Below are 23,793 nucleotides of genomic sequence, written 5' to 3' on the forward strand. Positions count from 1 at the left end.
TCATGGATGGTGTGGTCGACTCCCTTAAGCAGTTTAATCCCATGCGGGTACGGGGAAAAGTCACCCGGATAGTGGGCATGGTCATTGAAGGCCATTGCCCCAGTGCGACCATTGGCTCATTGTGCGAGATCATGCCCCTCAACGGCGGACAGTCCATATGGGCCGAGGTGGTTGGGTTCAGGGATCAGTCGGCCCTTCTCATGCCCCTGGGGGAAATGCACGGTCTGGGTTCGGGCAGTCTGATCCGGGTCATGGATGCAAGCGCTCATATCCAGGTGGGACCGGATATGCTCGGCCGGGTGGTCGATGCCATGGCCAACCCTGTGGACGGCAAAGGGGTCATTGAATATACGGATTATCGCCGGCTCTACCAGTCTCCGCCGAGTCCCATGGAACGAAGCCCCATTAATGACCCCCTGGACCTGGGGGTCCGGAGCATCAATGGTCTGCTGACCTGCGGCACAGGCCAGAGAATGGGAATCATGGCCGGCTCGGGCGTGGGCAAAAGCGTTCTGCTCGGAATGATGGCCCGCAACACCCGGGCGGATGTCAATGTGATTGCCTTAATCGGTGAACGGGGCCGGGAAGTCCGGGAGTTTATCGAAGATGACCTGGGCGAAGACGGGCTTGCCCGATCCGTGGTGGTGACAGCCACCTCGGACCAGTCTCCGCTTTTGCGCATGCGCGGGGCCTTTATTGCCATGTCTGTGGCGGAATATTTTTGCGCCCAGGGCAAGCACGTGCTGCTGCTGATGGATTCAGTGACCCGTTTTGCCATGGCCATGCGCGAAATCGGCCTGGCTGTGGGCGAGCCGCCCACCACCAAGGGATATACACCATCGGTGTTTTCACGCCTGCCCAAGCTGCTGGAACGCGCGGGCAATTTTTCAGACATGGGCAGTATCACGGGCCTTTTTACAGTGCTCGTGGAAGGCGACGACATGAATGAGCCCGTGGCAGACGCGGTACGCTCCATACTCGACGGCCATATTGTCCTGTCAAGGGATATCGCGGCCAGAAACCACTACCCTGCCATTGATGTGCTGCATTCCACCAGCCGGGTCATGAACCGGCTGGTGGATGAGCAGCATGCGCGACACAGCGCCCGGATCCGGGAAATTCTGGCCGTATATGCCGAGCAGGAGGACCTGATCAATATCGGCGCCTACCAGCCCGGCAGCAATCCGAAAATCGACACGGCGCTTAAATACATTGAGCCGGTAAATCATTTTCTGCGCCAGGATTTAACTGAGCAAGCCACCATGGAGCAGACCCGAAAGCAGATGAAAAAACTGTTTGAAAAGGAGACCTGATGAAATCGTTTAAACTCCAGTCCCTGCTTGATTACCGGAAACGGCTTTCCGATCAGGCACACCAGGCGGTTGTGGTTGCCATGGAGCATAAAAATGCGGTGGCCGAAGCGCGCAGGCAGGCGGAAAAGGAAAGACAGCGCCTGTGTCTGGAGCTTGAATCAGCCAAGGCCGGCAATTTTCGTATGGAAGAGGTGCTTTTGTACCAACAGTGTATCTGCGCAAAACAGGACCAGTTGCGCCGGCTTGAGGAAAAACAGGCCCGGGCCGAGGCAGCGGTGGCCGAAAAGCAGCAGAAGCTGGTAAAGGCCAGGCAGAAAAAGCGGATTCTGGAAAAGCTCAGGCAAAACCGCATCGATGCGGAAGAAAAAAACCAGGCCCGCCAGGAGCGACTGATGACAGATGAGGTGGCAATCCTGGGATTTGGAGGGGGAAAATGAAGCTCGGTCTTCAGGTGATTGTCTGTATAACGGCAGTGGCCCTGGCAGGCCTGGCTGCACCCGATGCCCGGGCCCAGGAGCCGGAGGTGATTTTTGAGTGCGAAGACATCGGCACCGAGGCCCGCAGGATGCTGGACCGGCTTCAGCAGGAGCGGAGGAAATTCGCCGAGCGGGAAAAGCAGCTTGATCGGCGCGAAAATGAATTAAAGATTTTGCAGGATGAGGTCGATAAGAAAATCGAGCGGCTAAAGACACTTCGTTCAAAACTTGATCAAATGCTGGCTGAAAAAGAGCAGACGGAAAATGAAAAAGTCAAACAGCTCAGCAAAATCTATCAGAAGCGCAATCCCGCCGGAGCGGCAGCAAGCCTGGCGGCCATGGACAAGGACCTGGCTGTATCGATTCTTTCCATGATGCGGGATAAATACGCCGGTGAGATTTTAGACAACATGGAACAGGAAACAGCCGTGGCCTACAGTACTTCACTGGGCCGGCTAAGCCCGTAAACACAAAAAAACCGGATTCTTGGACAAACAGGGATAAATCAGCATGATCTTTTCACAGCTTGGTTTAATGCATGCAAACACCGGTACCTCCCGGGATATCCTCCAGGGCCCTGGCACTGAGGGCGGCACCGGCGGCGGCCATGCCGGAAAAGATGCTCACAAGGCGGCCAATTTCTTGCAAATGCTTGTGCGGGCAGCGGGCTCAGAGGGGGGCAAGGTCCCGGAAGCCGCCGGAACCGGGGAACAATGCGAGGCGATTTCAGACCGGGGGCTGGAGGAATGGCTGGGACAGATTCTTGACTTTCTGGAAAAAAACGGGCTTTCGGCCGGCATTCTGAATTCTGCTTTTGACCGGAACGGGCGGGTTGATATGGCGGACGGCCGGAACAGTTCAGGCAATGCCCGGATTCTGGAAAATCTGCTTGTCAACGGCGGTTTGAATCAAAGCGCCGGGCAGGGCGGCGATTTAACGGCCATGTTTGAAGACGCCATGGATTCAGGGCTGGACAGTGAGATTCGCCGGATCATGGCACAAATAGCAGGCGGGCACGGCGGACAGGACAGCCGGCCTGAAACGGATCAATCCATGCGCGTGCTGCTGCAGTCCCTGGTGGACAATTTAAAGGGCGCGCAGAAAAATGCCCCGGAAGCCGGGGACCATGCGGGCAGAATCGATTCTCAGGGCGGCAGTCCGGCAATTGCAGAGCGGTCTTATCATTTGATGCCGGAGATCCAGGCAGTATTGAAAAATTCCGCTCAGGGACAGGGTGCGCCAGGCGGTACCAATGCCGGCCTGCCCCCGGATACGGCCGCGCAGGCCCTGCAGGAATTTGCAGCCAAAACCGCCCGGGGAAACGAGCTGCCCGAAGACACGAACTCCCTGCGGGTTCGGCTTCAGGCATCAGAGAAATCAGATGAATTTCAATTGATTGAAAATCCGGGAAAGACCGGACGAACCGCCCGGCCTCAACCTCAACAGGAACCCGGTTCTGATAATCTCCGGGCCATGCTCGACTCCCTTGTTTCCAACACCATGGAAAAAACCGTGGCCACGGAAAGGACGGAAAACCGTCAGAACATCTTAAAGGACGGCGGCGGCCCGGCCGGCGCGAACATGAATACGTCTGCGACGACCACCGGGATGTTCGGGCGGGCGGAAAATGCCGCCAATGTGGTTCAGCCCGGGGGAACTTCATTTGACAGCCAGGTAAAGGCAGCGGAACATCAGGTGGTCAACCAGGTTTCCGTGCGCCTGTTTACCGGTGTGCGCCAGGGATCCGGCAACATGACCATCCAGATCCACCCGCCGGAACTGGGCTCCGTAAAGGTCAGGATTGTCTCTGATCAGGGAAGCTTAAACGTTCATCTGCATCCCCAGAACCAGCAGGTGGCCGCCATTCTGGAGCGGCACCTGCCGGCCCTGCATCAGTCCCTGGCAGATCAGGGCATTGATCTTTCAGGGCTTCATGTGAGCGTGGATTCCGGCGCGGATCAGAATGCTTCCGGCTTTGAGGATCAGGAAGGGGATTTTACGGCAGATCGGAGAACTTTCAACAGTGAAGCGGAATCCGATGAAAATGCTTTGGCCCAGTCAGCGGAATCTGAGAACACGGCGGCTTACAATCAGGGTACGGGTCTGAGCCTGCGGGTATAAGTCAAGGAGGAAAAAAGCAAATGAATGCAATTGATACTCTCCAGCAGTCAGCCGGTTCTCAAGGAGCGGCTGCGGCATCCAAGGTTGCGGCCAAGGATCTGGGCAAGGACGATTTTTTAAAACTCCTGGTTTCCCAGCTGGAACATCAGGATCCGCTCAACCCCAGCGACCCCACGGAATTTACCGCCCAGCTGGCTCAGTTTAGTTCCCTGGAGCAGCTTACCAACATCGGTGAAAGCATGGAGTCCATCAATACCCTGTCTTCGGAATTCGGACGCCTGTCTGCGCTTTCGCTTATTGACCGAAATGTGGTGGTCAATGACAACGCCTTTGTTTTTGACGGCGAGCAGGCCCGGCTCGGCTTTTCCTTCCAGGATCCCGTGGAGTCGGCCACCCTTTATATCAGAAATGAAAACGGTCAGACCGTCGGCAAGGTGGACGCGCCTGCCCCGGGAACCGAAGAAAACTGGGTTACCTGGGACGGTACCAGCAGTTCGGGCCAGCCCCTTGACCCGGGGAAATATAGTTTTTCGGCTGTGGGCAAAAACGCCGATGGCGAGGAAACCGAGGGCCGGGCCCTGGTGGAAAGCCGGATTACCGGTGCGGATTTTTCCGACTCAGACCAGACCCTGCTGACCGACAACGGGCCTGTGCAGGTTTCGGAAATCACCCGGGTGCGGTAACATGACACGGGACATCCGGGCGTGTCAGGATTTTGACGCGTCCGGTCAATGAACGCAAAAGATGAATTTACCCATATAAAACAGGAGATACGACCATGAGTTTAGGCGGTGCAATGAACAGCGGCATTTCCGGGCTTCGATCCTTTTCCAGCGCCATGGGCGTGATCGGAAACAATCTGGCAAACTCCAACACCGCAGGTTTTAAGGCCAGCAGAACCCTTTTTTCGGACCTGATTCCCGACACGGTTTCCGGCTCCGGCGGCACCAGCCAGGTGGGAAGGGGCTCGGGACTGTCCACTGTGGATGATATTTTCACCCAGGGCTCCATTGAAAGCACCAGTTCCAGCCTGGACCTGGCCATCGAGGGCACCGGCTTTTTCATGGTGCGCAACCCGGATGCCCAGGCCAGCAGCTTTACCCGTTCCGGTGCCTTCCGGTTAAACGAGGAAGGCTACATGGTCAACCCCGAAGGCTATGTGGCCCAGGGCTATGAACATATCGGCGGGGGCGAGTTCCAGGACCTGGCCGGTGATATTCAGATCAATACCCGCTCCTCTGTGCCCGGAGAGGCATCTTCCATGGTGGAGCTGACAACCAACCTCAATGCCAACACGGATACCAACAAGGCCGCGACTCCGGGCCGGGCGGGAATCGATCTTGCGGGAGTAGATTTAAGTACGGGTCCTTTAGATGGGGTCAACGTTTTCGTTGATGGCACCGAGCTTCAAGATGTGGACTTTACTTCTCTTCCGGCAGGCGGATGGGGTGACATAACAACAGCGGAAGAACTTGCCACTGTGTTAAACAGCGCGTCCAATCTTTCAGCTTCCTATGATGATGTTGCAAATATGCTCACCCTGTCCACAGAAGCCGGTGACACTCTGGGCTTTAATAGTTCTGATCCCTTGGTTGACGGCACGGGTGGTGCTGTGGGTGAACTCGAAAGTCATTACAACGGCACCGGATGGGATATCAACAATCCCGTGGCGTCCTCGGATTTTGCCACTACTTCGGAAGTTTATGATTCTTTGGGCAACACGCATCTGATCACCACTTATTTCAGAAAAACCGCTCTCAATCAGTGGGAGTACAATCAGGTGGTGGCTGGTTCAGAACTGGACATGAACGAAGGCGATTTCAGTGTTGAAGACATTTCCCTGGACTCGGAGAACCAAATTGATCAGGTCCGGGTTGGCACCGGCAGTGTTGGTTTTGATGATTCCGGTCTTCTCAACACCATTAACGGCCAGACTCAGCAGGATATGGGAAGCGCGTGGCCGGAAGTCAGCATAGCAGAAGACAAGCTGGTGTGGGATAACGGCTCCAGCCAGGGAGATCCCTTGGGCTACACCTTGAACCTCACCCAGTTTGCCACCGAATCCCGGGTGGTCACCCAGCAGTCAGACGGCTACAGTTCCGGGTATCTCAATGATATCAGCGTGGACAAGGAAGGCGTCGTCACGGGTACCTATTCCAACGGTGAATCCCGGTCCCTGGCGCGGCTGGCCCTGGGCAAGTTTGCCAATGAAAACGGCCTGGAAAAGCTGGGCAACAACCTCTACTCCCCCACACGGGAATCGGGGCCTGCTGATATCGGAACCCCGGGGGCCGGTTTCGGCCGGATTTTTTCCAACTCCCTGGAGCAGTCCACAGTGGACATTGCCGAGGAATTTACCCGGATGATCACCACCCAGCGCTCGTTTCAGGCCAACTCAAAGACCATTACCACCACGGATGAAATGCTGGCCGAAGTGATCAATATCAAGCGGTAGAGGCCAAGTCAAAAATTTGTCTTTTTAGTAGGGCCGGTCTGTCAGGACCGGCCCTTTTTATTTTATGGCCCGGCGCCGGCGCCTTTCGGAAAAACAAAAAAAACTCCGTAAAATTACTGAAAGCCTGAAGACATCCCTTTTGTTTGCCGTTGCTTCCTCCCTGTCCGGTCCGTTTATCATGGTTTGGTATGAAGCTTGCAAAGCAAAAGGCGAAAAGGAGATCTTGTTTATGGATTTTTCAACGCTTCTGGGTATTGTGGCTGCTTTCGGGCTGATGATCATGGCGATCATGAGCGGCAGCGGAATTATGGTTTTTGTCGAACCCCAGTCCATCATGATCGTTGCCGGCGGCACCCTCGGCGCCCTTCTGGTGCATTACCCGTTTGGCGAGGTGCGCCGGGCTTTTTCCGTGGCGCAGAAGACCTTTTTTTACAAGGAAGTGCCGCCCCTGCAGCTCATTGAGCAGTTAACCGAATTTGCCGGCAAAGCCAGAAAGGAAGGGCTTCTTTCGCTTCAGGCCATGGCCAAGCAGGTGGAGGACCCGTTTCTGGTCAAGGGTCTGCAGATGGCTGCTGACGGCCATGAGCCCGAAGCCCTGGAGCATATGATGGTCCGGGAAATCGACTATATCCGCGAACGTCATGAAAGCGGGGCCGAGATTTTCGCCGCTCTGGGCACATATGCCCCGGCCATCGGCATGGTGGGAACCCTGATCGGACTGGTGCAGATGCTCCAGAGCATGGATGACCCCTCCACCATTGGTCCGGCCATGGCCATTGCCCTGCTGACCACCTTTTACGGCTCTGTTGCAGCCAATGTCGTTTTTCTGCCCATGTCCGGGAAACTCAAGACCCGGTCCCAGCACGAGCTGCTCAAAAAAGAGCTGATCGTGGAAGGCATGAACTCGATTCTGGCCGGGGAAAACCCCCGGGTCATGGAACAAAAGCTTCACGCCTACCTCCAGCCCAAGGACCGGCAGAGCGTGTTTCAGAAAAAAAAGAAAAAATAGCCAGTCTGCGGGGGCATTTTCATGGCAGTCAAAAGAAAGAAAAAAAACAGGGAGAGCAACGGACCCTCGGCTCCGGCCTGGATGGTGACTTACAGCGACATGGTCACTTTGCTGCTGACCTTTTTTGTGCTCATGCTTTCCATGGCGGAAATGGACAAGGTCAAGTTCCAGCGTGCCGTGGTGTCCCTGCAGGGGGCATTCGGCATCATGGAAAACACGCCTCCGGATGAAACCCAGACCGATGTCATTGTTCCGGAAATCGAGCCCATTCCCCTGGAAATGCTCCAGAGCGTATACCGGAAAATGCTGCTGGATCTGCAAAAGCTTGAGCTGGATGAAGACATTGAGCTGGTCAAGGATCGCGGTGCCATCGTGCTTAGAATCAAGGAAAAGGTGCTCTTTGATCTGGGTTCCACCCGGCTGAAAAAACAGGCCGAGCCTGTGCTGCGAAAAGTGGCCCGGCTGGTCAAGCCCCTGCCGTTTCAGGTCCGCATCGAAGGCCATGCCGACAGCCAGCCCTTTGGCGCACTGGATCAGAACAATTGGGATTTGTCCGCCCGGCGGGCAATCGGGGTGGTGAAATTCATCGCCCAAAATGAACTGCTTTCCCTGGATCGGTTGTCTGCGGTGGGATACGGGGCTCAAAAACCCCTGGTGCCCAATGACACTCCGGAAAACCGCGCTTTGAACCGGCGGGTGGAGTTCGTCCTGGAAACCCGCGGTGATTACCGGCAGGAGCTGCCTTTTCTGGTGGATTCCAGCGATCAGCTGCCCTTTTAAGCAAATTCCCGGATACCGGGTTTTACAATTTATCATTGTTGGAAAATTGCAATAACCATTGAATCAAGGAGTGGCCGTCATGGCAAAAGAAAAGGAAAAACAAGCACCGGAAAAAACCGCCAGTCCAGTCAAGCGGCTGCTTTTTATCGGGGTGCCGGTTCTGTTGATCTTACTTGCTGCAGCAGGAACAGGGCTTTACCTGCTGGGCGCATTGAACACAACAGGTTCAGCCGAAGCCCGGCAGTCCGATACCGGCAGGGATAAAACCGAGCTGGGGCCCCTGGTGGAGATGGATGATTTTGTGGTCAATATCGTTCACCGGGACAGCACCCGTTTTCTGAAAGTGGGCATCACCCTGGAGACCCGGGACCAGGCCAGCAGCGAATCCGTTAAAAAGCGCATGCCCCAGATCACCGATTCCGTACTGCTGCTTTTGGGCAACAGGAAATACGACGATGTCAAGGACCTTCAGGGCAAAATGCAGCTCAAGGCCGATCTGCTGGCCAAGATCCGGTCTCTTGCCGGCAAGGGTGAGGTCACCAATCTTTATTTTACTGATTTCGTGGTTCAATAACAAACAAAGAGGCGTCCAGTGGAACGGATTTTAACACAGGAAGAAATTGACGAGCTGCTTTTGGCTTTTGATGACGGGCAAATCGAGCCCGCTTCCGGAGGCCCTGCCGGCGGCGCGTCTTCGGCTGCCGCACCCAGGGGGGAGAAGCGGGTTTCCAGCATTGATCTGATTCGGGGCCAGAATTACAGCAAGTGGCGAATCGCCAACCTGGACATCGTGTTTAATTCCTTTGCCCGTTATTATTCCATTGCCCTTTCCAACAGCCTTCAGCAGGGCGTGACCGTCTCCAGGGCCGAAATTTTGTCCAGGTTTTTCGAGGATTTTCTCGTCAGCCAGGAAAAGACCGGGCTGCTGGGGGTGATGTCTTTGGAACCGCTTAAGGGCAACGCGCTGATTATCTACGACAAGGCCCTTTGCTTCGGCATGGTGGAAGTAATGTTCGGCATGCCCGGCGGTGCCGAGTTCATGACATTTGACCGGGATGTCAGTGCCATTGAGGCCAATATTATAAAGGGCCTGATGACCGAAGGCTGCAGGGTTTTTAACCGGGCGTTCGAGCCCCTTGAACAGCTTGCCACCCGGATCACCCGGGCGGAGACCAACTGGAAGATGTTAAACATCCTGGCCCCGGAAACCGAGGTCATCCAGGTCAGCTTTTCCGTACAGGTGGGAGACCTGGAGGGAAAGATTCAGCTCGTGATTCCTTATTTCTCTCTGGAGCCCTTTAAGGACCGGCTTCGCAACGAGGGCCTGCAGCTTTCCGAGGACAGAAAGGAAGCCTCCTGGGGCCGGTTTCTGACAAAGGAGGCCGAGAAAATGGAAATTTCGGTTTCAGCCGTGTGGGGGGATTTGATTCTCACAATCGGAGAAATTTTAAGCCTGGATAAGGGAGATATTATCGGTCTGGATTATGATGAACAGTGTCCGGTCACTGTTATGGCCGGCGCGCAGCCCAAATTTGGCGCCCAACCCGGGGTAAAGGACGGCAAAAAGGTCGTCCGCCTCATCAAACAGGAAGTCGCAGGAGAGTAAATCATGGCGGAAAGCAAAAAACAGGATGCAGAAGGCACAGCGCAGGACTCGCAGGCGTCCCGGACAGAGACCTCCCGGGGGCGGTTGGAATCAGCGGCAGGGGATGCGGCAAACGGGGACAACCAGGCCAAGGGGATTGATTTTCTGCTGGATGTTCCCCTGCAGGTTTCCGTGGAAGTGGGACGGGCCCGGATGCTGATCAAGGATTTTCTGCAGATGAAAGAAGGCGGGGTCATTGAGCTTGACAAACTGGCTGACGAACCCCTGGACCTGTATGTCAATTCCCGGCTCATTGCAAGGGGGGAGGCTGTTGTGGTCAATGAGAAATTCGGCCTGCGGTTAATCGATGTGGTCAGTCCGTCTGAGCGCATCGAGAAGTTGAGGTAGCGTCCATGGCCAGACTGTTGTTTTTCATTTTATTGATTGTGCCCGCAAATCTTTTCGCCGCTGAGACGGCTCCGTTGAACCTGTTTCGTTCAGGGTTGAAGCTGGCCGTGGCCATGGCCATTGTCATCGGGATCATGCTGCTTTTCCATGCATTGAGCCGAAAGGGCTTCCGCCTGCTGGAAAAACGTCAGGGCGGGCGCATCCGGGTAATGGAATCACGCCCCATGGGCGGCAGAAAGGCCCTGTGCCTGGTGGAGGTCGACGGCCAGCGCCTGCTTCTGGGATTGGGCAACGACCGGGTGGAACTGCTGCATCATTTTGATGCAGAGGCAAATCCGGCCACGCAGTTTGAAAAACACCTGCGCAGCCATACCGAGGTCCAATCATGAAGGGCGCGCATTGGGTCTATATCGTCCTGGCCATTGCGGCCATGTGGCTGTGTGCCGCAGGCAATGCCGCAGCGCAGGAATCCGCGGCCCTGACACTTCAGATGGACGGCGGCGGGGGCACGGGACAGATCTCAACAGTGATTCAGATCATGGTGCTGCTCACCGTGCTGAGCATGGCCCCGGCTATTTTGCTGATGACCACCTCGTTTATCCGCATTGTGGTTGTGCTCTCCTTTCTGCGCCAGGCAATGGGGACCCAGCAGATGCCGCCCAACCAGATTATCATCGGTCTGGCCATGTTTTTGACGCTTTTCATTATGGCCCCGGTTTTTACCCAGATCAATGAAGAGGCGCTCCAGCCTTATCTCCAGGAAGAGATTGAAGGCCGCCAGGCCCTGGAGACAGCCGCCATCCCCATGCGCGAGTTCATGTTCGGCCAGGTCCGGGAGGCGGATCTGGCGCTGATGAGACAGATTTCCGGAAACGAGCAGGTCCCGGAGACCCGGGAGGATATTTCAACCATTACCCTGATTCCGGCGTTTATGCTTTCTGAACTCAAGCGCGCCTTTCAGATCGGGTTTATGATTTTTGTGCCCTTTCTGGTCATCGACATGATCACCGCCTCGGTGCTGATGACCATGGGCATGCTCATGCTGCCGCCCATTATCATTTCCCTGCCGTTTAAGGTGCTGCTGTTTGTGCTCGTTGACGGGTGGAATCTGGTTGTGGGTTCTTTGATGCAAGGCTTTTATTAGTTCAAGGTTCAAGGTTCAATGTTCAATGTTGTTTCCAGCCCTCAACCTTGGACCTTGAACCTTGGACCTTGGACCTTGAACCTTGAACCTTGAACCTTGAACCTTGAACCTTGAACCTTGAACCTTGAACCTTGAACCTTGAACCTTGAACCTTGAACCTTGAACCTCAGGAGTATTATATGACTGAAGAAATGGTTGTGGAACTGATCCGGCGGGCGGTTATCGCCGTGCTGCTGGCGGCCTCTCCCATGATGATCGCCGGGCTTGTGGTGGGACTGGTGGTGAGCATCTTTCAGGCCGCCACCCAGATCAACGAGCAGACCATGACCTTTGCCCCCAAGATCGTGGCGGTTCTGGCTGCTCTGGTCATTGCCGTTCCCTGGATTTTGAATATCGTGCTTGGGCTGGCCCATGAAATTTTCGGAAACATGATCATTGGAAGTTGAACTCTTTGAAATTGAGACCTGGTATGTGTTTCTGGTGATTTTATCCCGCATGGCGGCGATAATGGGATCGCTTCCCATTTTTACCGCCTCTCAGGCGGCCATGCGCCTTCGGCTCGGGGTGGCCGCCGGTCTGGCGGTGCTGCTTTTTCCTGTGCTGGAGATCTCCCTTGCGGCCATTGATAAAACCCCTGCCGGCTTGATTTTCATTATGGCCCAGGAAGCTGCGCTCGGATTTTTTCTGGGTTTTGTGATCCAGCTGATTTTTTTTGCCGTCCAGTTCGGCGGAACCATTGTGGGCTACCAGATGGGCTTTGCCGCCGCCAATATTCTCGACCCCCAGCACCAGCAGCAGATCCCCCTGCTTTCCCAGTTCCAGAACGTTTTTGCCATTCTTCTTTTCCTGGCCTTAGATATTCATCACCTGGTGATCCGGGTCATGGCCCGTTCCTATGAGGTGCTGCCCCCGGGAAACCTGGACATGGAGGGCGGGGCGGTGTTGTTTTTAATGGATTTGACCGGCCAGATGTTTGTTTTGGGCCTGCAGCTGGTAGCGCCGGTGATGGCGGTGCTCATGGTCTCCATGTTTATTCTGGGCATCATGTCCCGGGTTTTTTCCCAGCTCCAGGTGTTTCTCTTGTCTTTTCCCATCAATATCTCCCTGGCCCTGATCTTTCTGGGCCTGGGCGCGGAACTGGCCTTTGTGCTCCTGGAGCGGGAGTTTGCCCAACTGCCGGACAAGCTCATGCGCATTTTGCAAATGATTTAAAGGGGATTTGAAATGGCCGAGGAACAGCAACAGGAAAAAACCGAGGACCCGACTGAAAAGCGGCGCCGGGAGTTTCGGGAAAAAGGGCAGGTGGCCCAGAGCCGCGAGGTCAACACCGCCATGCTCTTAACCGGCCTGCTGGTGCTCTGGTCTTTTTATGCCCCGGTTTTCTGGTCGGATTTGCAGGCCTTTCTGGCCTTTTTCTGGCGCACCTGCAGCGAGCTGCCGGTATCTGTGGGCTCCATGCGTCCAATGATGGTTTTTATTATTTCCGGGTGCGCGGCCATTGTCTGGCCCCTGCTGCTCACGGGCCTGGTGCTGGGGGTGCTTGCCGGATATCTGCAGGTGGGGGTGTTGTTTACGGCAAAGCCCCTGCAGCCGGATCTGAGCAAGCTCGATCCCATCAAGGGCCTGGGTCGGATGATATCCAAGCGATCTGCCTTTGAGGCTTTGAAATCCTTCGGAAAAATTATTCTGGTGGGCGTGCTGGCATACTGGACCCTGATTGGCCGGTTTGATGAATTCATGGGCCTTGCCGGTGTTGCGCTTCCCGGGGTTGTTTCCTTTATGGCGGATGTGGTGTTTGTGATTCTGGTCAAGTGCTGCCTGCTGCTGGCCCTTATTGGCCTGGTGGATTACATCTTTTCCAGGTTTGAGATGGAAAAAAAGATGAAAATGACCAAGCAGGAGGTCAAGGAGGAAAACAAGGAAACCGAGGGGGATCCCCAGCTCAAGCAGAAGGTCCGCGCCATTCAGCGGGATATGGCCAGGCGGCGGATGATGGAGGATGTGCCCAAAGCGGATGTGATCATCACCAACCCCACCCATTACGCGGTGGCCCTTTCCTACAGACGCCGGGAAATGGATGCTCCCGAGGTTCTGGCAAAGGGTGCGGACCACATGGCCCGGCGCATCCGGGAAATCGCGTCTGAACACAATGTGCCCGTTGTTGAAAATCCGCCTGTGGCACGGTCTTTGTATGAAGTGGAAATCGGGGACCGGATTCCGGAACACATGTTTAAGGCAGTGGCTGAAATTCTGGCTTACGTATACAGCTTGAAAAACGGGGAAAAGAAATGATTCGTGAAATAATGGCGCAGCGCTGGGACCGGATTTTTGTCCGAAGCGACGTGTTTGTGTCCCTGGGGCTGGTGATGATTCTGCTGGTAATGATCATCCCCATGCCCCCGATGCTTCTGGACTTGTTTCTGGCCTTGAATATCACCGTGGCCCTGATGATTCTCATCATTACCCTGTATGTGCAAAGATCCCTGGAATTCTCCATTTTCCCCACGGTGCTGCTGGTCACCACCCTGTTTCGCCTTTCCCTGAATGTGGCCTCCACCCGTCTGATCCTGCTTCAGGGCCATACCGGCGAATTCGCCGCAGGCAAGGTCATCCAGTCATTCGGGCAATTTGTTGTGGGCGGCAATTACGTTGTGGGCATTGTGGTGTTTCTGATCCTGGTGGTGATCAATTTCATCGTGATCACCAAGGGTGCGGGCCGGGTGGCCGAAGTATCGGCGCGTTTTACGCTCGATGCCATGCCCGGCAAGCAGATGGCCATTGACGCGGATTTAAATGCCGGTCTCATCAATGAAGAACAGGCCCGTAACCGGCGCGAGGACATAACCCGGGAAGCGGATTTTTTCGGCGCCATGGACGGGGCCAGCAAGTTTGTGCGCGGAGATGCCATTGCCGGCATTGTGATTACCATGATCAATGTCTGCGCCGGGTTTATCATCGGCGTGCTTCAGCAAAACATGCCGCTTGGCGAGGCCGCCCAGAATTACACCACCCTGACCATCGGAGACGGCCTGGTCAGCCAGATTCCGGCGTTGGTGATCTCCACCGGGGCGGGTATCCTGGTTTCCCGAAGCGGCGGGATAGGCGATTTCGGAAGCCAGCTCAAAACCCAGTTCAGCGTGCATGTCCGGGCCATCTGGGTTGTTGGCGGGATTTTACTCGGTTTTGCCCTGATTCCCGGATTGCCTTTTTTGCCTTTTCTGGTGCTTTCCCTGCTTTTGTTAACCATGGCCCATTTTGTTGGCAAACAACAGAAAGCCGATCAGGCCGAAGCCGAAGTCCAGCCGGAAAAACCCGAAACCGAGCCGGAAGAGGATTACGAACAATTGCTGAGCGTGGATCTGCTGGAACTGGAGGTGGGCTACGGTCTGATCCGGTTTGTGGACGCCTCCCAGGACGGCGAGCTGCTCGGCCGCATCCGGTCGATCCGCAAGCAGTTTGCGCTTTCCATGGGTTTTATTATGCCGCCGGTGCATATCAAGGACAACCTGCAGCTAAAGCCCAATGAATACCGGCTGCTGCTAAAGGGGGTTTCCATTGCATCCGCGGAGATGACCCCGGGTCATTTCCTGGCCATGGATTCGGGCGGGGCAACCGAGAAAATCAAGGGCGTTTCCGCAGTGGAACCCGCTTTCGGCCTGCCTGCGGTCTGGATTTCCGAAGACAAAAAGGAACGGGCCCAGATGGCCGGCTATACAGTGGTGGACTGCAACACGGTAATGGCCACCCATATCAGTGAAGTGGTCAAGCGGCACGCACATGAGCTGCTCGGCAGACAAGAGGCACAGAACTTGCTTGATAATATTTCCAAGAGTTATCCCAAGCTGATCGATGAACTGATACCCAATCTTATGAGCCTTGGAGGCGTGTTGAAAGTGCTGCAGAATCTGTTGCGGGAAAATGTATCCATCCGGGATCTGAGAACCATTCTCGAGACCCTGGCCGACTGGGCACCTGCTGTCCAGGACCCGGATCAGCTCACCGAATACGTCCGGCAGGCCCTGGCGCGCCAGATTACGGCATCAGTGGCGGGTGAAAACGATACCCTCGCGCTTATCACTTTGGATCACGACGTGGAAGAAACCGTTGCCGGTTCGGTCCAAAGAGGCGGCCAGGGAGGTGTGCTGGCCCTTGAGCCCAAAAAGGCCCGGTCCCTTCTGGAAGGCATCGGCGGGCAAATGGAGAAATTCACCGGCGGCACCAGCCCGGTATTGCTCTGTCCGCCGGCGATCCGACTCCATGTCAAAAAATTGACAGAAAGATATTTTCCCAACCTGACGGTTATCTCCCATAACGAGGTGGCCCCGCAGGTCAAAATTCAATCCCTGGGAACGGTGAGGTTCAATGCAGGTTAAAGTCTTTGAAGCAGCGGATATGCGTTCGGCCATCGCAAAGGTCAAAAAGGCCCTGGGCCCGGATGCGTTGATTTTATCCACCCGAAGCCTGGCAGACAGCAAGCAGGGGCGGGGCAACCGGTCCGGCATTGAAGTGACTGCCGCTGTGGATGCGGATTTGTCCCCGGCTTCTTCGAATACAGCCGGAACCGGTTTTCAGCAGGTTCTGGAAAAAACCCGGAAACCAACCGTATCTGCGCCGGATTCTGACAGCGGGGATCGGCCGGAGGATGCCGGCCTGATGGCGGAATTCAGGCAAATGAAGCGCTCTTTTGAAAACCTGTCCAAAAAGGTGGCCGGATGGGAAGGCCGGATGGAAAGGGGTTTGCCGGCCGGACCGGGGCAGGACGGAAGGCTGCCGGGCCTGTCCGGGCTGGGCATCAGCGATTCAGTGCTGGATTTGCTTGCAGAGTCGGCATGTCGACAGGAAGACGAATTTTTGGCCGGTCAGGACCCGGACCCCAGGGAGGTTCTCATCCGCGGCATCCGCGATCATATCCGGATTGAAAATCCCTTGTCCGCAGGTCTGCACGGTCAGCGACGCCTTGTTTTCATGGGTCCCACGGGAGTCGGCAAAACCACAACCATTGCCAAGGTGGCGGCCTGTGCCATGCTTCATTACGGAAAGAAAATCGTCCTTGCCACAATTGACAATTACCGGATTGCCGCAGCCGAACAATTAAAGATTTACGGGCAGATCATGGATGTTTCCGTTGAACTGGCCCGCTCGCCGGATCAGCTGGCAGATATTTTTCAAAGGCACGCAGACAAGGACCTGATTCTGGTGGACACGGCCGGCAGAAGTCCGAGAGATGACATGCGCCGCAATGAACTGGCCGCATACCTGGATCCGGCCCTGAAAACGGAAAATCATCTGGTGTTGTCGGCCACCACCGGCCGGCAGGACCTGGAAATGGCCATTGACCGGTTTTCTTTCCTTGATCCGGCCGGCCTGGTGCTCACCAAGCTCGATGAATGCGAGATGCTGGGACGGATCCTCAATGCAGCTGTCTGCGCCGGGCGGCCGCTTTCTTTTTTCACCAATGGTCAGCAGGTCCCGGAGGACCTGTTGTTTCCCGAGCCGGACAACATGGCGGAAATGATCCTTAACCCTGAAGAGGCGGTGGCACAATGGAATACCCCGGATACCCGGATCAGGCCGGAACACTGCGTCAACTGAGCCGGGATTTTGAAATGGAGTCTCGTATGAACCAAACAAGCCCGAAAACTGCACGGGTGATGTCTGTGACCAGCGGCAAGGGCGGAGTGGGCAAGACGGTCTGCGTGGCCAACCTGGCAGTGAGCATGGCCCGGCAGGGATACCGGGTGCTGGTTATTGATGCGGATTTGGGATTGGCCAATATTGATTTGTATTTCGGTGTGAGCCCCAGGTTTAATCTGAATCATTTCTTTTCCGGCCAGAAGGCGCTCGAAGAAATCCTGGTTCCGGCAGCAGATCAGATCACCATACTGCCCGCCGGCTCCGGGGTGCAGCGTTACACTCGCCTGGAAGCCGATCAGAAGCTGTCTTTGATGGAGGGCCTTGATTCCCTGCACGGAAAATTTGATGTGGTGCTCATTGACACCGAAGCGGGTATTTCTGAAAACGTCACCTATTTCAACGTGGCCGCCCAGGAGATCCTGATGGTCACCACCCCGGAGCCCACGGCCATATCCGATGTATACGCCCTGATGAAGCTTCTTTCCACCCGGTACTATGAAAAAACATTCAAGCTGATTGTCAATTGCGTGACCTCGGCAACCGAGGCGCTGGATGTCTATCACAAGCTCACCCTGGTCAGCAGCCGTTTTATTGACATCTCGATTGATTTTTTGGGCGCCATACCACTGGACTCCCGGTTTACAGAGTCGGTGCGCCGGCAGAAAACCCTTGCAGAGCTGTATCCCGATTCCGGGCCGAGCCTGGCTTTTGCCGAACTGGTGGCCGCAATGGAATTGGAATCTGAAACCCTGGCACCCAAGGGCACGCAGCAGTTTTTCTGGAAACAGCTGCTGGCCTGCAGTGAAGCCCGGTAGAAAAGAGGAAGACAAAATGATGTACCAGGCAAACGTATATGATCAAAGAGATGAGCTGATCCGGTCCCACCTGGATTTTGTGGATTTTGTCGTATGCCGGATGCGGCCCCAGATTCCCGTATTCGTTTCCAAGGACGAGCTGCGAAGCGCTGCCATGCACGGTCTCATGGAGGCTGCGGCCCGGTTTGATCCGGGCCGGGGTGTGATGTTTAAAACCTATGCGGAAACGCGCATCCGGGGAGCGATTCGGGATGAGCTCCGGAAGATGGACTGGTTTTCACGATCCATGCGCGAAAAGCACAACCGGGTCCTTCGGGAGATCAAGCGGCTGGAGCAGGACCTTGGCCGGACGCCCACGGAAGAAGAAATTGCCGGGGCCATGGACATGGAACTGGGCCAGTACCACAAGATGTTAAACGAAATCGGCCATTTGGGCATTGTCAGCCTCCACGAGGTGTTAGACGGCGATTCCGGTGGCGATACGTTTATGGACCAGCTCGAGGATCCCCGCACCCGGAGCCCGGAGGATTCTCTGGGCAAAAAGGAGCTGGTGGGTATGCTGGCCGGGGCCATTGACCGGCTTACGGAAAAAGAGCGTCTGGTGGTGACCCTGTTTTACTACGAGGAATTTACCCAGAAGGAAATCGCCGGCATTCTGGAGCTGTCCGAGGGCCGGATTTCACAGCTTCACAGCCAGGCGCTGGTCAAGCTCAAGGCAACGCTGCCCCAATAGCCGGGAAGCGCTTTTCAAGGATTGTGCAAATGGAATCCCTAACGACTCTGATGATTTTTTTGTTTTGCCTGGCGGGCATTGCCTGCGCCGTTGTCCTGGCCGGTGCCATTTGGTGCCGCCGGGTGATTTTGTCCATAAACAGCCGAATCAATGAGCTCAACGGCCGGATCCGGGAGATGGAAGACCGGGGCGGAACCGTTTGTGAGAACACGAATACCCGGGTCCGGAGCCTGACTTCAGATCAGCTAAGCGCCCGGTTTGAGCAGGCTGATAAAATGCCGTCATCTGATGTTTCCGCCAAATACCGGCATGTGGCCCGGCTGGCGCGCTCCGGGCTGGGCGCAGCCGAGCTTTCCGAAATTCTGGATGTCTCGCTTACGGAAGCAGATCAGATGCTTTTGCTGGCCAGGCGGACAGGCAAAACTGCATAACCCGGTCAGGGATATTTTTTCCGGCGGCCTGCCGCTAAACCATATCCGCAAGCTGCCGATAAGCATTCTGTAAAGGATTTAAAATCACGGCCGGTTTTTCGGTTTTCAACCAAACAAGGGTGAAAATGCATGGGATCAGGAATTTACAGCGCCCTGTCGGGTGGTATCGCCAGGATGCAGAAAATGGAAACATCGATCAACAACCTGGCCAATATGGGCAATCTTGGCTACAAGGCCAGTCAGCTGTCCTTTGAATCCCTGATCAATGATCAGCTTCAGAACAGCTCGGGCAAGGGCATGAATTACTGCCGCACCGCATCCCGGTATATTGATTTTTCCCAGGGACCCCTGGTGGAAACCAGCCGCAGCCTGGACCTGGCCATTGAGGGGGACGGATTTTTCAAGGTGGCCGGGGAAGACGGCTTTTTTTATACCCGTCAGGGCAACTTCCGTTTAGACGGAGAGGGCAACCTGGTAACCGCCACCGGGGGATTGCAGCTGGTTGGCGGCAACGGCCCGGTGAACCTGCCGCACAATGACGTAAACATTGACGAGAAGGGGCAGATCACCGCAGACGGCGTGCAGATCGGGCAGGTGGATATCTACGGGATATCCGATCCCCAGGCCCTGAATCAGCGGCCGGACGGTCTTTTTGCACTTGACGGGGAAGCACAGGAGCAGCCGGCAGCAGACGGTGACCGGCTCCACCAGGGCAGCCTTGAGCAGTCCAATGTCAGCGCCATGCGTATGACCACGCAGCTCATTGAAACCCAGCGGGCCTACACCGCGTATCTCAATACCATGAAACTCTATAGCGATCTTGGCGAAAAGGCCCGTGAAATCGGGCGGATCGGATAGCGTTAACCAAGCAACGGACTACAAGGATAACCTCATGATTACAGCACTATATTCTGCAGCAACCGGTATGGAAGCCCAGGAGACCAATATCAATGTGGTTGCCAATAACCTGGCCAATGTCAATACCACCGGGTTTAAAAGAAGCCGGGCCAATTTTCAGGACCTGCTTTATCAAAACGCCAGAGCCGTGGGCAGCGCGGCAACGGCCGACACCCAGGTGCCCACCGGCATTCAGGTGGGGCTGGGCACCCGAACGGCCTCTGTGGAAAAGGTGCATACGGTCGGGGATCTGCAGAGAACCGGCAATGATCTGGACATGGCCATTGAAGGAAACGGGTTTTTCCAGGTGGAGCTGCCCGACGGTGAAACCGCCTATACCCGGGACGGAAGCTTTAAAAAAGACAGCGAGGGCCGGCTGGTGACAGCCGACGGAAATCCGGTTCTGCCGGAGATCGTGATTCCGGAAAACGCCACCAAAATCGCTGTTGGCCAGGACGGGACGGTCACGGCATTTCTTGACAGCGAGGCCGCCGGCAACGAAATCGGAACCATGGAACTGGCCCGTTTCGGCAACCCGGCCGGGCTCATCAGTCTTGGCAACAATCTGCTTCAGCAATCCGACGCATCCGGGGACCCGATACTCGGGGAGGCGGCCAATGATGGTTTCGGCGGCATTGCCCAGGGATTTCTGGAGGGGTCCAATGTGAGCATCATGCAGGAAATGATCAACCTGATTTCCGGCCAGCGCGCCTATGAAGTCAATTCCAAGGCCGTGAAAGCCTCAGATGAAATCCTGCAGCAAACCACCCAGCTTGTGGTGTAATCTTATGCGTGCTTTCCTTTTTTGCCTGTTGTTGATCATTGCTGCGCCCTTTCCGGCTTCCGGCCTGGAAGTCGTGTTCAAAGCCGATGTGGTGGCCCGTTCGGATATGCTTACCATCGGGGATGTGGCGGATTTGCGCCCTGAAACCGAAGCCCGTGACCTGGCGGGGACTGAGCTTTTTGCCGCCCCGGATCCGGGAGAAACCCGGTGTTATAAAAGCCGAACCCTGATGGCTTACGTGCGGCAGGCCGTTTCCGCAGATCACAAGGTAAAGCGGGGAGGGGCGGAACAGGTATGCGTTCGCCATGACGGAGCCAGGCTTTCCGGGGGAAAGATCCAGACCCTTGTCAACGAGCACCTGCAGTCAGCCCTTTCGCACCTCGGGGCCAAAAAGGTGGCCTTTGAAATGCGCAACCCCCCGGACAGTCTCAGTCTTCCAAAGGGTGAGGCGGAATATGAAATTCTGTTTGCCGGAAACCGGATACTGGACGCCAGAAAAGTTACAGTGATTGTTCGGGTGGACGGAAATGTGGTGGAAAATCTCAGTATTGCCGGCCGGATCCGGGCCTACCTGCCCGTGGTGACAGCCGCCCGGAAACTGGGGCGCAATACAGTGGTCACTGAAAATGACCTGGCCATGCGGGAAAAAAATATTGCCGACCTGCGCCGACCCTGCCTTGATTCGGAATCCGCCGTGGGAAAACGCGTCAGGCGCGCTGTGCCCATGGGGCAGGTGCTGGAGAAAAGTGATCTGGATGCGCCAGTGCTGGTCAAGCGCCGTGAGGTGGTGACAATGATTCTGGATCAGGGCCCCATGCGCATCCGGGCCCGGGGCATGGCAACGGTAAACGGCAAAATGGGGGAAGTGATCCCGGTGCAGAACATGAGTTCCAAAAGAGAAGTCATCTGCGAGGTGACCGGAAGAAAACAGGTACGGGTGGAATTTTAAAATGAAATCAAAACTATTCATCCTGTTGATGGCCGCCCTGGTACTGGGGGCATGCGCCGGCCGGCAGCAGCCCGGCCCCTCCGGGCAGGATTCATCCATTGAAAAGCCGGCAACCCAAAGCCGGGAGAAGGCCTTGCAGAAGAAGCCGTCTGCCGCATCCCGTACAGGATCTCTCTGGCAGAACAACGGAAGCTCATTGTTTGCCGCCAATATCGCCACCGGAGTGGGTGATATTGTGACTGTCACCATATCCGAGCAGGCCAGCGCGGCAAAGGAGGCGGAAACCTCCACCGGCCGTTCATCTTCGGCCTCTGTGGGTATTCCCAAATTATTTGGTTATGAAACCGCACTGGCCAACAAGAACCGCAACCTGGACCCGTCGAGTCTGATTTCCGCAAGCACGGACAACTCCTTTGAAGGCTCGGGCAGCACCTCCCGGGAGGAGCGGCTGTCGGCCACCCTGACCACAAGGGTCATTGAAGTAGTGGAGGGCGGGAACCTGAAAATTAAAGGCTCCAAGACCGTGCGGGTCAACAACGAGGACCAGATCATCCGGCTGACAGGGATTGTCCGGCCCTATGACATCACAGCTTACAATACCATTGATTCCAAATACATCCTCGATGCCCGCATCGAGTATACCGGCGATGGCATTATATCGGAAAAACAGCGTCCGGGCTGGCTGGCCCGGCTCATTGACATTGCCTGGCCTTTCTGATGAAAGGAAGAGGAATATGAAAAAACTGACAATTCCCATAGTCCTGTGTCTGATCCTGGCCTGGTCTGCTTCCGGGTTCTGCGCCCGGATCAAGGATTTGACTGAACTCCAGGGCGTGCGCGACAATCAGCTTTTGGGATACGGCCTGGTGGTGGGGTTAAACGATACCGGAGACAGCGATAAAAACGGCATCACCATGCAGACCGTGGCCAACATGATGGAGCACATGGGCATGACCCTGGACCGCAGTGAAATCGATGTGGAAAACGTGGCTGCTGTCATGGTCACTGCCAATCTGCCGCCTTTTGCCAGGGCCGGCACCAAGATCGACATCGTGGTTTCGTCTTTGGGCGATGCCGAAAGCCTGTCCGGGGGAATGCTTTTGCGCACGCCGCTTATGGGCGCAGATAATGAGGTCTATGCCGTGGCCCAGGGATCCGTTGTCGTTGGCGGAATCTCCCTTTCCGGGCAGGCCGCCTCTGTTGAAAAAAATCATCCCACGGTGGGCCGGATCCCCGACGGGGCCCTGGTGGAGCGGGAAGTGGGGTTTTCATTGCCGGGCAGCGGCCCGTATGTGTTTCATCTCAAGGAAGCCGATTTTACCACGATTTCCAGGATGGTGACAGCGGTCAATTCCGGTTTTGACGAAAATATCGCCCGGGCGGTGGACAGCAAGAGTATGGCGGTGGATCTGCCCGCTGATTTTTCCGCCAGCCCGGTGCAGTTTCTCTCCCGCCTGGAGAATCTGGATGTTCAGCCGGATGCAAAGGCCAGAATCGTGGTCAATGAAAGAACCGGCACCATCGTCATGGGCGCAAATGTCCGGCTTTCCACCGTGGCGGTCGCCCATGGCAACATCAAGCTGACCATACGGGAAAGACCCGGTGTTTCCCAGCCCGCCCCATTTAGCCGGGGAGGGCAGACCGTGGTGGTGCCCGATACCGAACTGGAAGTGGAAGAAGAGAAGGCCCGCTTCATGGTCATGGAGCGCGGTGTCAATGTGGGTGATGTGGCAGCGGCCCTAAATGCCATCGGTGTTACGCCCCGGGATGTGATCGCCATTTTCCAGGCTGTAAAAGCCGCTGGCGCCCTTCAGGCCGAACTGGTTGTGATGTAGTACATTTAAAGGATATTCAATCATGAAACTGGCGTTTGATCCCCGGCTCAGTCTTCCGCAGGCTCCGGTGGACAGAAGCGATGATACCGGAAAGCAGAAGGATCCTGAAGCGCTCAGGGCTTTGTGCCAGGACTTTGAGTCCATTTTGATTCAATCCATGTTCAAGGAGATGCGAAAGACCATTCCGGAATCAGAGCTTCTGGATACGGATATGGCCTCTGATCTTTTCGACGAGATGATGGATATGGAAGTGGCCCGGGACATGGCCCGAAAAGGGGGCTTTGGTTTGGCTGATCAACTTTACCGGCAGCTGCAGGGCCCGGGGGAAGGATTGGATTGAAAAATATTTTAAAGTTTTTTTGCAGTCTTGCCGATAAGTAATATCAGAAACAGGTAAAACGTATCAGAAACGGGCCTGAAAATG

27 protein-coding genes are annotated in these 23,793 nt (G+C 55.6%); all 27 read left to right on the forward strand.

Features of this window, described 5'->3' with window-relative positions; genetic code table 11:
- Window positions 1–2: 2 nt before the first annotated feature.
- The 27 genes from fliI (at window position 3) to ACTCIA_RS01325 (ending at window position 23,709) form a co-directional block, all read left to right on the forward strand.
- A complete protein-coding gene (gene fliI / locus ACTCIA_RS01195) occupies window positions 3–1,313 on the forward strand; it encodes a flagellar protein export ATPase FliI (RefSeq protein ID WP_463000036.1) in 1,311 nt (436 codons plus the stop codon).
- The gene (fliJ, locus tag ACTCIA_RS01200; protein ID WP_462999977.1) at window positions 1,313–1,750 is read left to right on the forward strand and encodes a flagellar export protein FliJ; all 438 of its coding nucleotides are present in this window, start codon (window positions 1,313–1,315) and stop codon (window positions 1,748–1,750) included. The genes fliI and fliJ overlap by 1 nt, the downstream gene beginning before the upstream one ends.
- Window positions 1,747–2,256: a MotE family protein gene (locus ACTCIA_RS01205; RefSeq protein WP_462999978.1), complete on the forward strand. Its 510-nt coding sequence runs from the start codon at window positions 1,747–1,749 to the stop codon at window positions 2,254–2,256. Before fliJ ends, ACTCIA_RS01205 begins: the two co-directional genes overlap by 4 nt.
- A 67-nt stretch (window positions 2,257–2,323) precedes the next feature.
- Entirely contained in the window at window positions 2,324–3,910 is a 1,587-nt protein-coding gene (locus ACTCIA_RS01210; protein WP_462999979.1) for a flagellar hook-length control protein FliK, read from the forward strand.
- Between the two features lie 20 nt (window positions 3,911–3,930).
- Window positions 3,931–4,593, forward strand: coding sequence for a flagellar hook assembly protein FlgD (locus ACTCIA_RS01215; protein ID WP_462999980.1), 663 nt, complete (start codon window positions 3,931–3,933; stop codon window positions 4,591–4,593).
- A gap of 95 nt (window positions 4,594–4,688) precedes the next feature.
- Window positions 4,689–6,365: a flagellar hook protein FlgE gene (locus ACTCIA_RS01220; protein ID WP_462999981.1), complete on the forward strand. Its 1,677-nt coding sequence runs from the start codon at window positions 4,689–4,691 to the stop codon at window positions 6,363–6,365.
- A 229-nt stretch (window positions 6,366–6,594) separates the two neighbouring features.
- Window positions 6,595–7,374, forward strand: a complete 780-nt coding sequence (locus tag ACTCIA_RS01225; RefSeq protein ID WP_462999982.1) for a motility protein A — start codon at window positions 6,595–6,597, stop codon at window positions 7,372–7,374.
- A gap of 21 nt (window positions 7,375–7,395) precedes the next feature.
- Window positions 7,396–8,154, forward strand: coding sequence for an OmpA/MotB family protein (locus ACTCIA_RS01230; protein ID WP_462999983.1), 759 nt, complete (start codon window positions 7,396–7,398; stop codon window positions 8,152–8,154).
- A 79-nt stretch (window positions 8,155–8,233) separates the two neighbouring features.
- Entirely contained in the window at window positions 8,234–8,728 is a 495-nt protein-coding gene (locus ACTCIA_RS01235; protein ID WP_462999984.1) for a flagellar basal body-associated FliL family protein, read from the forward strand.
- Between the two features lie 18 nt (window positions 8,729–8,746).
- Window positions 8,747–9,760 (forward strand): flagellar motor switch protein FliM, encoded by a 1,014-nt coding sequence (locus ACTCIA_RS01240; protein WP_462999985.1) that lies wholly within the window; start codon window positions 8,747–8,749, stop codon window positions 9,758–9,760.
- Window positions 9,761–9,763: 3 nt separating this feature from the next.
- Entirely contained in the window at window positions 9,764–10,147 is a 384-nt protein-coding gene (gene fliN / locus ACTCIA_RS01245) for a flagellar motor switch protein FliN (protein WP_462999986.1), read from the forward strand.
- Between the two features lie 5 nt (window positions 10,148–10,152).
- Window positions 10,153–10,536 (forward strand): FliO/MopB family protein, encoded by a 384-nt coding sequence (locus ACTCIA_RS01250; protein ID WP_462999987.1) that lies wholly within the window; start codon window positions 10,153–10,155, stop codon window positions 10,534–10,536.
- Window positions 10,533–11,291, forward strand: coding sequence for a flagellar type III secretion system pore protein FliP (gene fliP / locus ACTCIA_RS01255; RefSeq protein WP_462999988.1), 759 nt, complete (start codon window positions 10,533–10,535; stop codon window positions 11,289–11,291). The genes ACTCIA_RS01250 and fliP overlap by 4 nt, the downstream gene beginning before the upstream one ends.
- Window positions 11,292–11,470: 179 nt before the next feature.
- Window positions 11,471–11,737, forward strand: a complete 267-nt coding sequence (gene fliQ, locus ACTCIA_RS01260) for a flagellar biosynthesis protein FliQ (protein WP_462999989.1) — start codon at window positions 11,471–11,473, stop codon at window positions 11,735–11,737.
- Complete coding sequence (fliR, locus tag ACTCIA_RS01265) at window positions 11,727–12,503, forward strand: flagellar biosynthetic protein FliR (RefSeq protein ID WP_462999990.1); 777 nt, start codon at window positions 11,727–11,729, stop codon at window positions 12,501–12,503. Before fliQ ends, fliR begins: the two co-directional genes overlap by 11 nt.
- A gap of 12 nt (window positions 12,504–12,515) precedes the next feature.
- Window positions 12,516–13,583 (forward strand): flagellar biosynthesis protein FlhB, encoded by a 1,068-nt coding sequence (gene flhB / locus ACTCIA_RS01270; protein WP_462999991.1) that lies wholly within the window; start codon window positions 12,516–12,518, stop codon window positions 13,581–13,583.
- Entirely contained in the window at window positions 13,580–15,664 is a 2,085-nt protein-coding gene (gene flhA / locus ACTCIA_RS01275; protein WP_462999992.1) for a flagellar biosynthesis protein FlhA, read from the forward strand. The genes flhB and flhA overlap by 4 nt, the downstream gene beginning before the upstream one ends.
- The gene (gene flhF, locus ACTCIA_RS01280) at window positions 15,654–16,883 is read left to right on the forward strand and encodes a flagellar biosynthesis protein FlhF (protein WP_462999993.1); all 1,230 of its coding nucleotides are present in this window, start codon (window positions 15,654–15,656) and stop codon (window positions 16,881–16,883) included. The genes flhA and flhF overlap by 11 nt, the downstream gene beginning before the upstream one ends.
- 26 nt (window positions 16,884–16,909) lie before the next feature.
- Complete coding sequence (locus ACTCIA_RS01285; protein WP_462999994.1) at window positions 16,910–17,740, forward strand: MinD/ParA family protein; 831 nt, start codon at window positions 16,910–16,912, stop codon at window positions 17,738–17,740.
- Between the two features lie 16 nt (window positions 17,741–17,756).
- Window positions 17,757–18,473, forward strand: coding sequence for a FliA/WhiG family RNA polymerase sigma factor (locus ACTCIA_RS01290; RefSeq protein ID WP_462999995.1), 717 nt, complete (start codon window positions 17,757–17,759; stop codon window positions 18,471–18,473).
- 29 nt (window positions 18,474–18,502) lie between these two features.
- Window positions 18,503–18,904: a hypothetical protein gene (locus ACTCIA_RS01295; protein ID WP_462999996.1), complete on the forward strand. Its 402-nt coding sequence runs from the start codon at window positions 18,503–18,505 to the stop codon at window positions 18,902–18,904.
- Window positions 18,905–19,033: 129 nt separating this feature from the next.
- Window positions 19,034–19,762, forward strand: a complete 729-nt coding sequence (flgF, locus tag ACTCIA_RS01300; RefSeq protein WP_462999997.1) for a flagellar basal-body rod protein FlgF — start codon at window positions 19,034–19,036, stop codon at window positions 19,760–19,762.
- Between the two features lie 34 nt (window positions 19,763–19,796).
- Complete coding sequence (flgG, locus tag ACTCIA_RS01305) at window positions 19,797–20,585, forward strand: flagellar basal-body rod protein FlgG (RefSeq protein ID WP_462999998.1); 789 nt, start codon at window positions 19,797–19,799, stop codon at window positions 20,583–20,585.
- 4 nt (window positions 20,586–20,589) lie between these two features.
- On the forward strand, window positions 20,590–21,534 hold the full coding sequence (gene flgA / locus ACTCIA_RS01310; protein WP_462999999.1) for a flagellar basal body P-ring formation chaperone FlgA: 945 nt from the start codon (window positions 20,590–20,592) through the stop codon (window positions 21,532–21,534).
- A gap of 1 nt (window position 21,535) precedes the next feature.
- Window positions 21,536–22,252 (forward strand): flagellar basal body L-ring protein FlgH, encoded by a 717-nt coding sequence (locus ACTCIA_RS01315; RefSeq protein WP_463000000.1) that lies wholly within the window; start codon window positions 21,536–21,538, stop codon window positions 22,250–22,252.
- 16 nt (window positions 22,253–22,268) lie between these two features.
- Complete coding sequence (locus tag ACTCIA_RS01320) at window positions 22,269–23,369, forward strand: flagellar basal body P-ring protein FlgI (RefSeq protein WP_463000001.1); 1,101 nt, start codon at window positions 22,269–22,271, stop codon at window positions 23,367–23,369.
- Between the two features lie 22 nt (window positions 23,370–23,391).
- Window positions 23,392–23,709, forward strand: coding sequence for a rod-binding protein (locus ACTCIA_RS01325; protein WP_463000002.1), 318 nt, complete (start codon window positions 23,392–23,394; stop codon window positions 23,707–23,709).
- Window positions 23,710–23,793: the final 84 nt, after the last annotated feature.

Source organism: Desulfosalsimonas sp. (assembly GCF_055149105.1).

Coding starts and splice junctions, on each gene's coding strand:
- flhF (WP_462999993.1), top strand. CDS start 15,654: ATGCAGGTTAAAGTCTTTGAAGCAGCGGATATGCGTTCGGCCATCGCA.
- fliP (WP_462999988.1), top strand. CDS start 10,533: ATGAAGGGCGCGCATTGGGTCTATATCGTCCTGGCCATTGCGGCCATG.
- ACTCIA_RS01220 (WP_462999981.1), top strand. CDS start 4,689: ATGAGTTTAGGCGGTGCAATGAACAGCGGCATTTCCGGGCTTCGATCC.
- ACTCIA_RS01235 (WP_462999984.1), top strand. CDS start 8,234: ATGGCAAAAGAAAAGGAAAAACAAGCACCGGAAAAAACCGCCAGTCCA.
- flhB (WP_462999991.1), top strand. CDS start 12,516: ATGGCCGAGGAACAGCAACAGGAAAAAACCGAGGACCCGACTGAAAAG.
- ACTCIA_RS01320 (WP_463000001.1), top strand. CDS start 22,269: ATGAAAAAACTGACAATTCCCATAGTCCTGTGTCTGATCCTGGCCTGG.
- flgF (WP_462999997.1), top strand. CDS start 19,034: ATGGGATCAGGAATTTACAGCGCCCTGTCGGGTGGTATCGCCAGGATG.
- ACTCIA_RS01230 (WP_462999983.1), top strand. CDS start 7,396: ATGGCAGTCAAAAGAAAGAAAAAAAACAGGGAGAGCAACGGACCCTCG.
- flgA (WP_462999999.1), top strand. CDS start 20,590: ATGCGTGCTTTCCTTTTTTGCCTGTTGTTGATCATTGCTGCGCCCTTT.
- fliJ (WP_462999977.1), top strand. CDS start 1,313: ATGAAATCGTTTAAACTCCAGTCCCTGCTTGATTACCGGAAACGGCTT.
- fliI (WP_463000036.1), top strand. CDS start 3: ATGGATGGTGTGGTCGACTCCCTTAAGCAGTTTAATCCCATGCGGGTA.
- flgG (WP_462999998.1), top strand. CDS start 19,797: ATGATTACAGCACTATATTCTGCAGCAACCGGTATGGAAGCCCAGGAG.
- ACTCIA_RS01210 (WP_462999979.1), top strand. CDS start 2,324: ATGCATGCAAACACCGGTACCTCCCGGGATATCCTCCAGGGCCCTGGC.
- ACTCIA_RS01325 (WP_463000002.1), top strand. CDS start 23,392: ATGAAACTGGCGTTTGATCCCCGGCTCAGTCTTCCGCAGGCTCCGGTG.
- flhA (WP_462999992.1), top strand. CDS start 13,580: ATGATTCGTGAAATAATGGCGCAGCGCTGGGACCGGATTTTTGTCCGA.
- ACTCIA_RS01285 (WP_462999994.1), top strand. CDS start 16,910: ATGAACCAAACAAGCCCGAAAACTGCACGGGTGATGTCTGTGACCAGC.
- fliQ (WP_462999989.1), top strand. CDS start 11,471: ATGACTGAAGAAATGGTTGTGGAACTGATCCGGCGGGCGGTTATCGCC.
- ACTCIA_RS01215 (WP_462999980.1), top strand. CDS start 3,931: ATGAATGCAATTGATACTCTCCAGCAGTCAGCCGGTTCTCAAGGAGCG.
- fliN (WP_462999986.1), top strand. CDS start 9,764: ATGGCGGAAAGCAAAAAACAGGATGCAGAAGGCACAGCGCAGGACTCG.
- ACTCIA_RS01225 (WP_462999982.1), top strand. CDS start 6,595: ATGGATTTTTCAACGCTTCTGGGTATTGTGGCTGCTTTCGGGCTGATG.
- ACTCIA_RS01205 (WP_462999978.1), top strand. CDS start 1,747: ATGAAGCTCGGTCTTCAGGTGATTGTCTGTATAACGGCAGTGGCCCTG.
- ACTCIA_RS01290 (WP_462999995.1), top strand. CDS start 17,757: ATGATGTACCAGGCAAACGTATATGATCAAAGAGATGAGCTGATCCGG.
- ACTCIA_RS01250 (WP_462999987.1), top strand. CDS start 10,153: ATGGCCAGACTGTTGTTTTTCATTTTATTGATTGTGCCCGCAAATCTT.
- ACTCIA_RS01315 (WP_463000000.1), top strand. CDS start 21,536: ATGAAATCAAAACTATTCATCCTGTTGATGGCCGCCCTGGTACTGGGG.
- ACTCIA_RS01295 (WP_462999996.1), top strand. CDS start 18,503: ATGGAATCCCTAACGACTCTGATGATTTTTTTGTTTTGCCTGGCGGGC.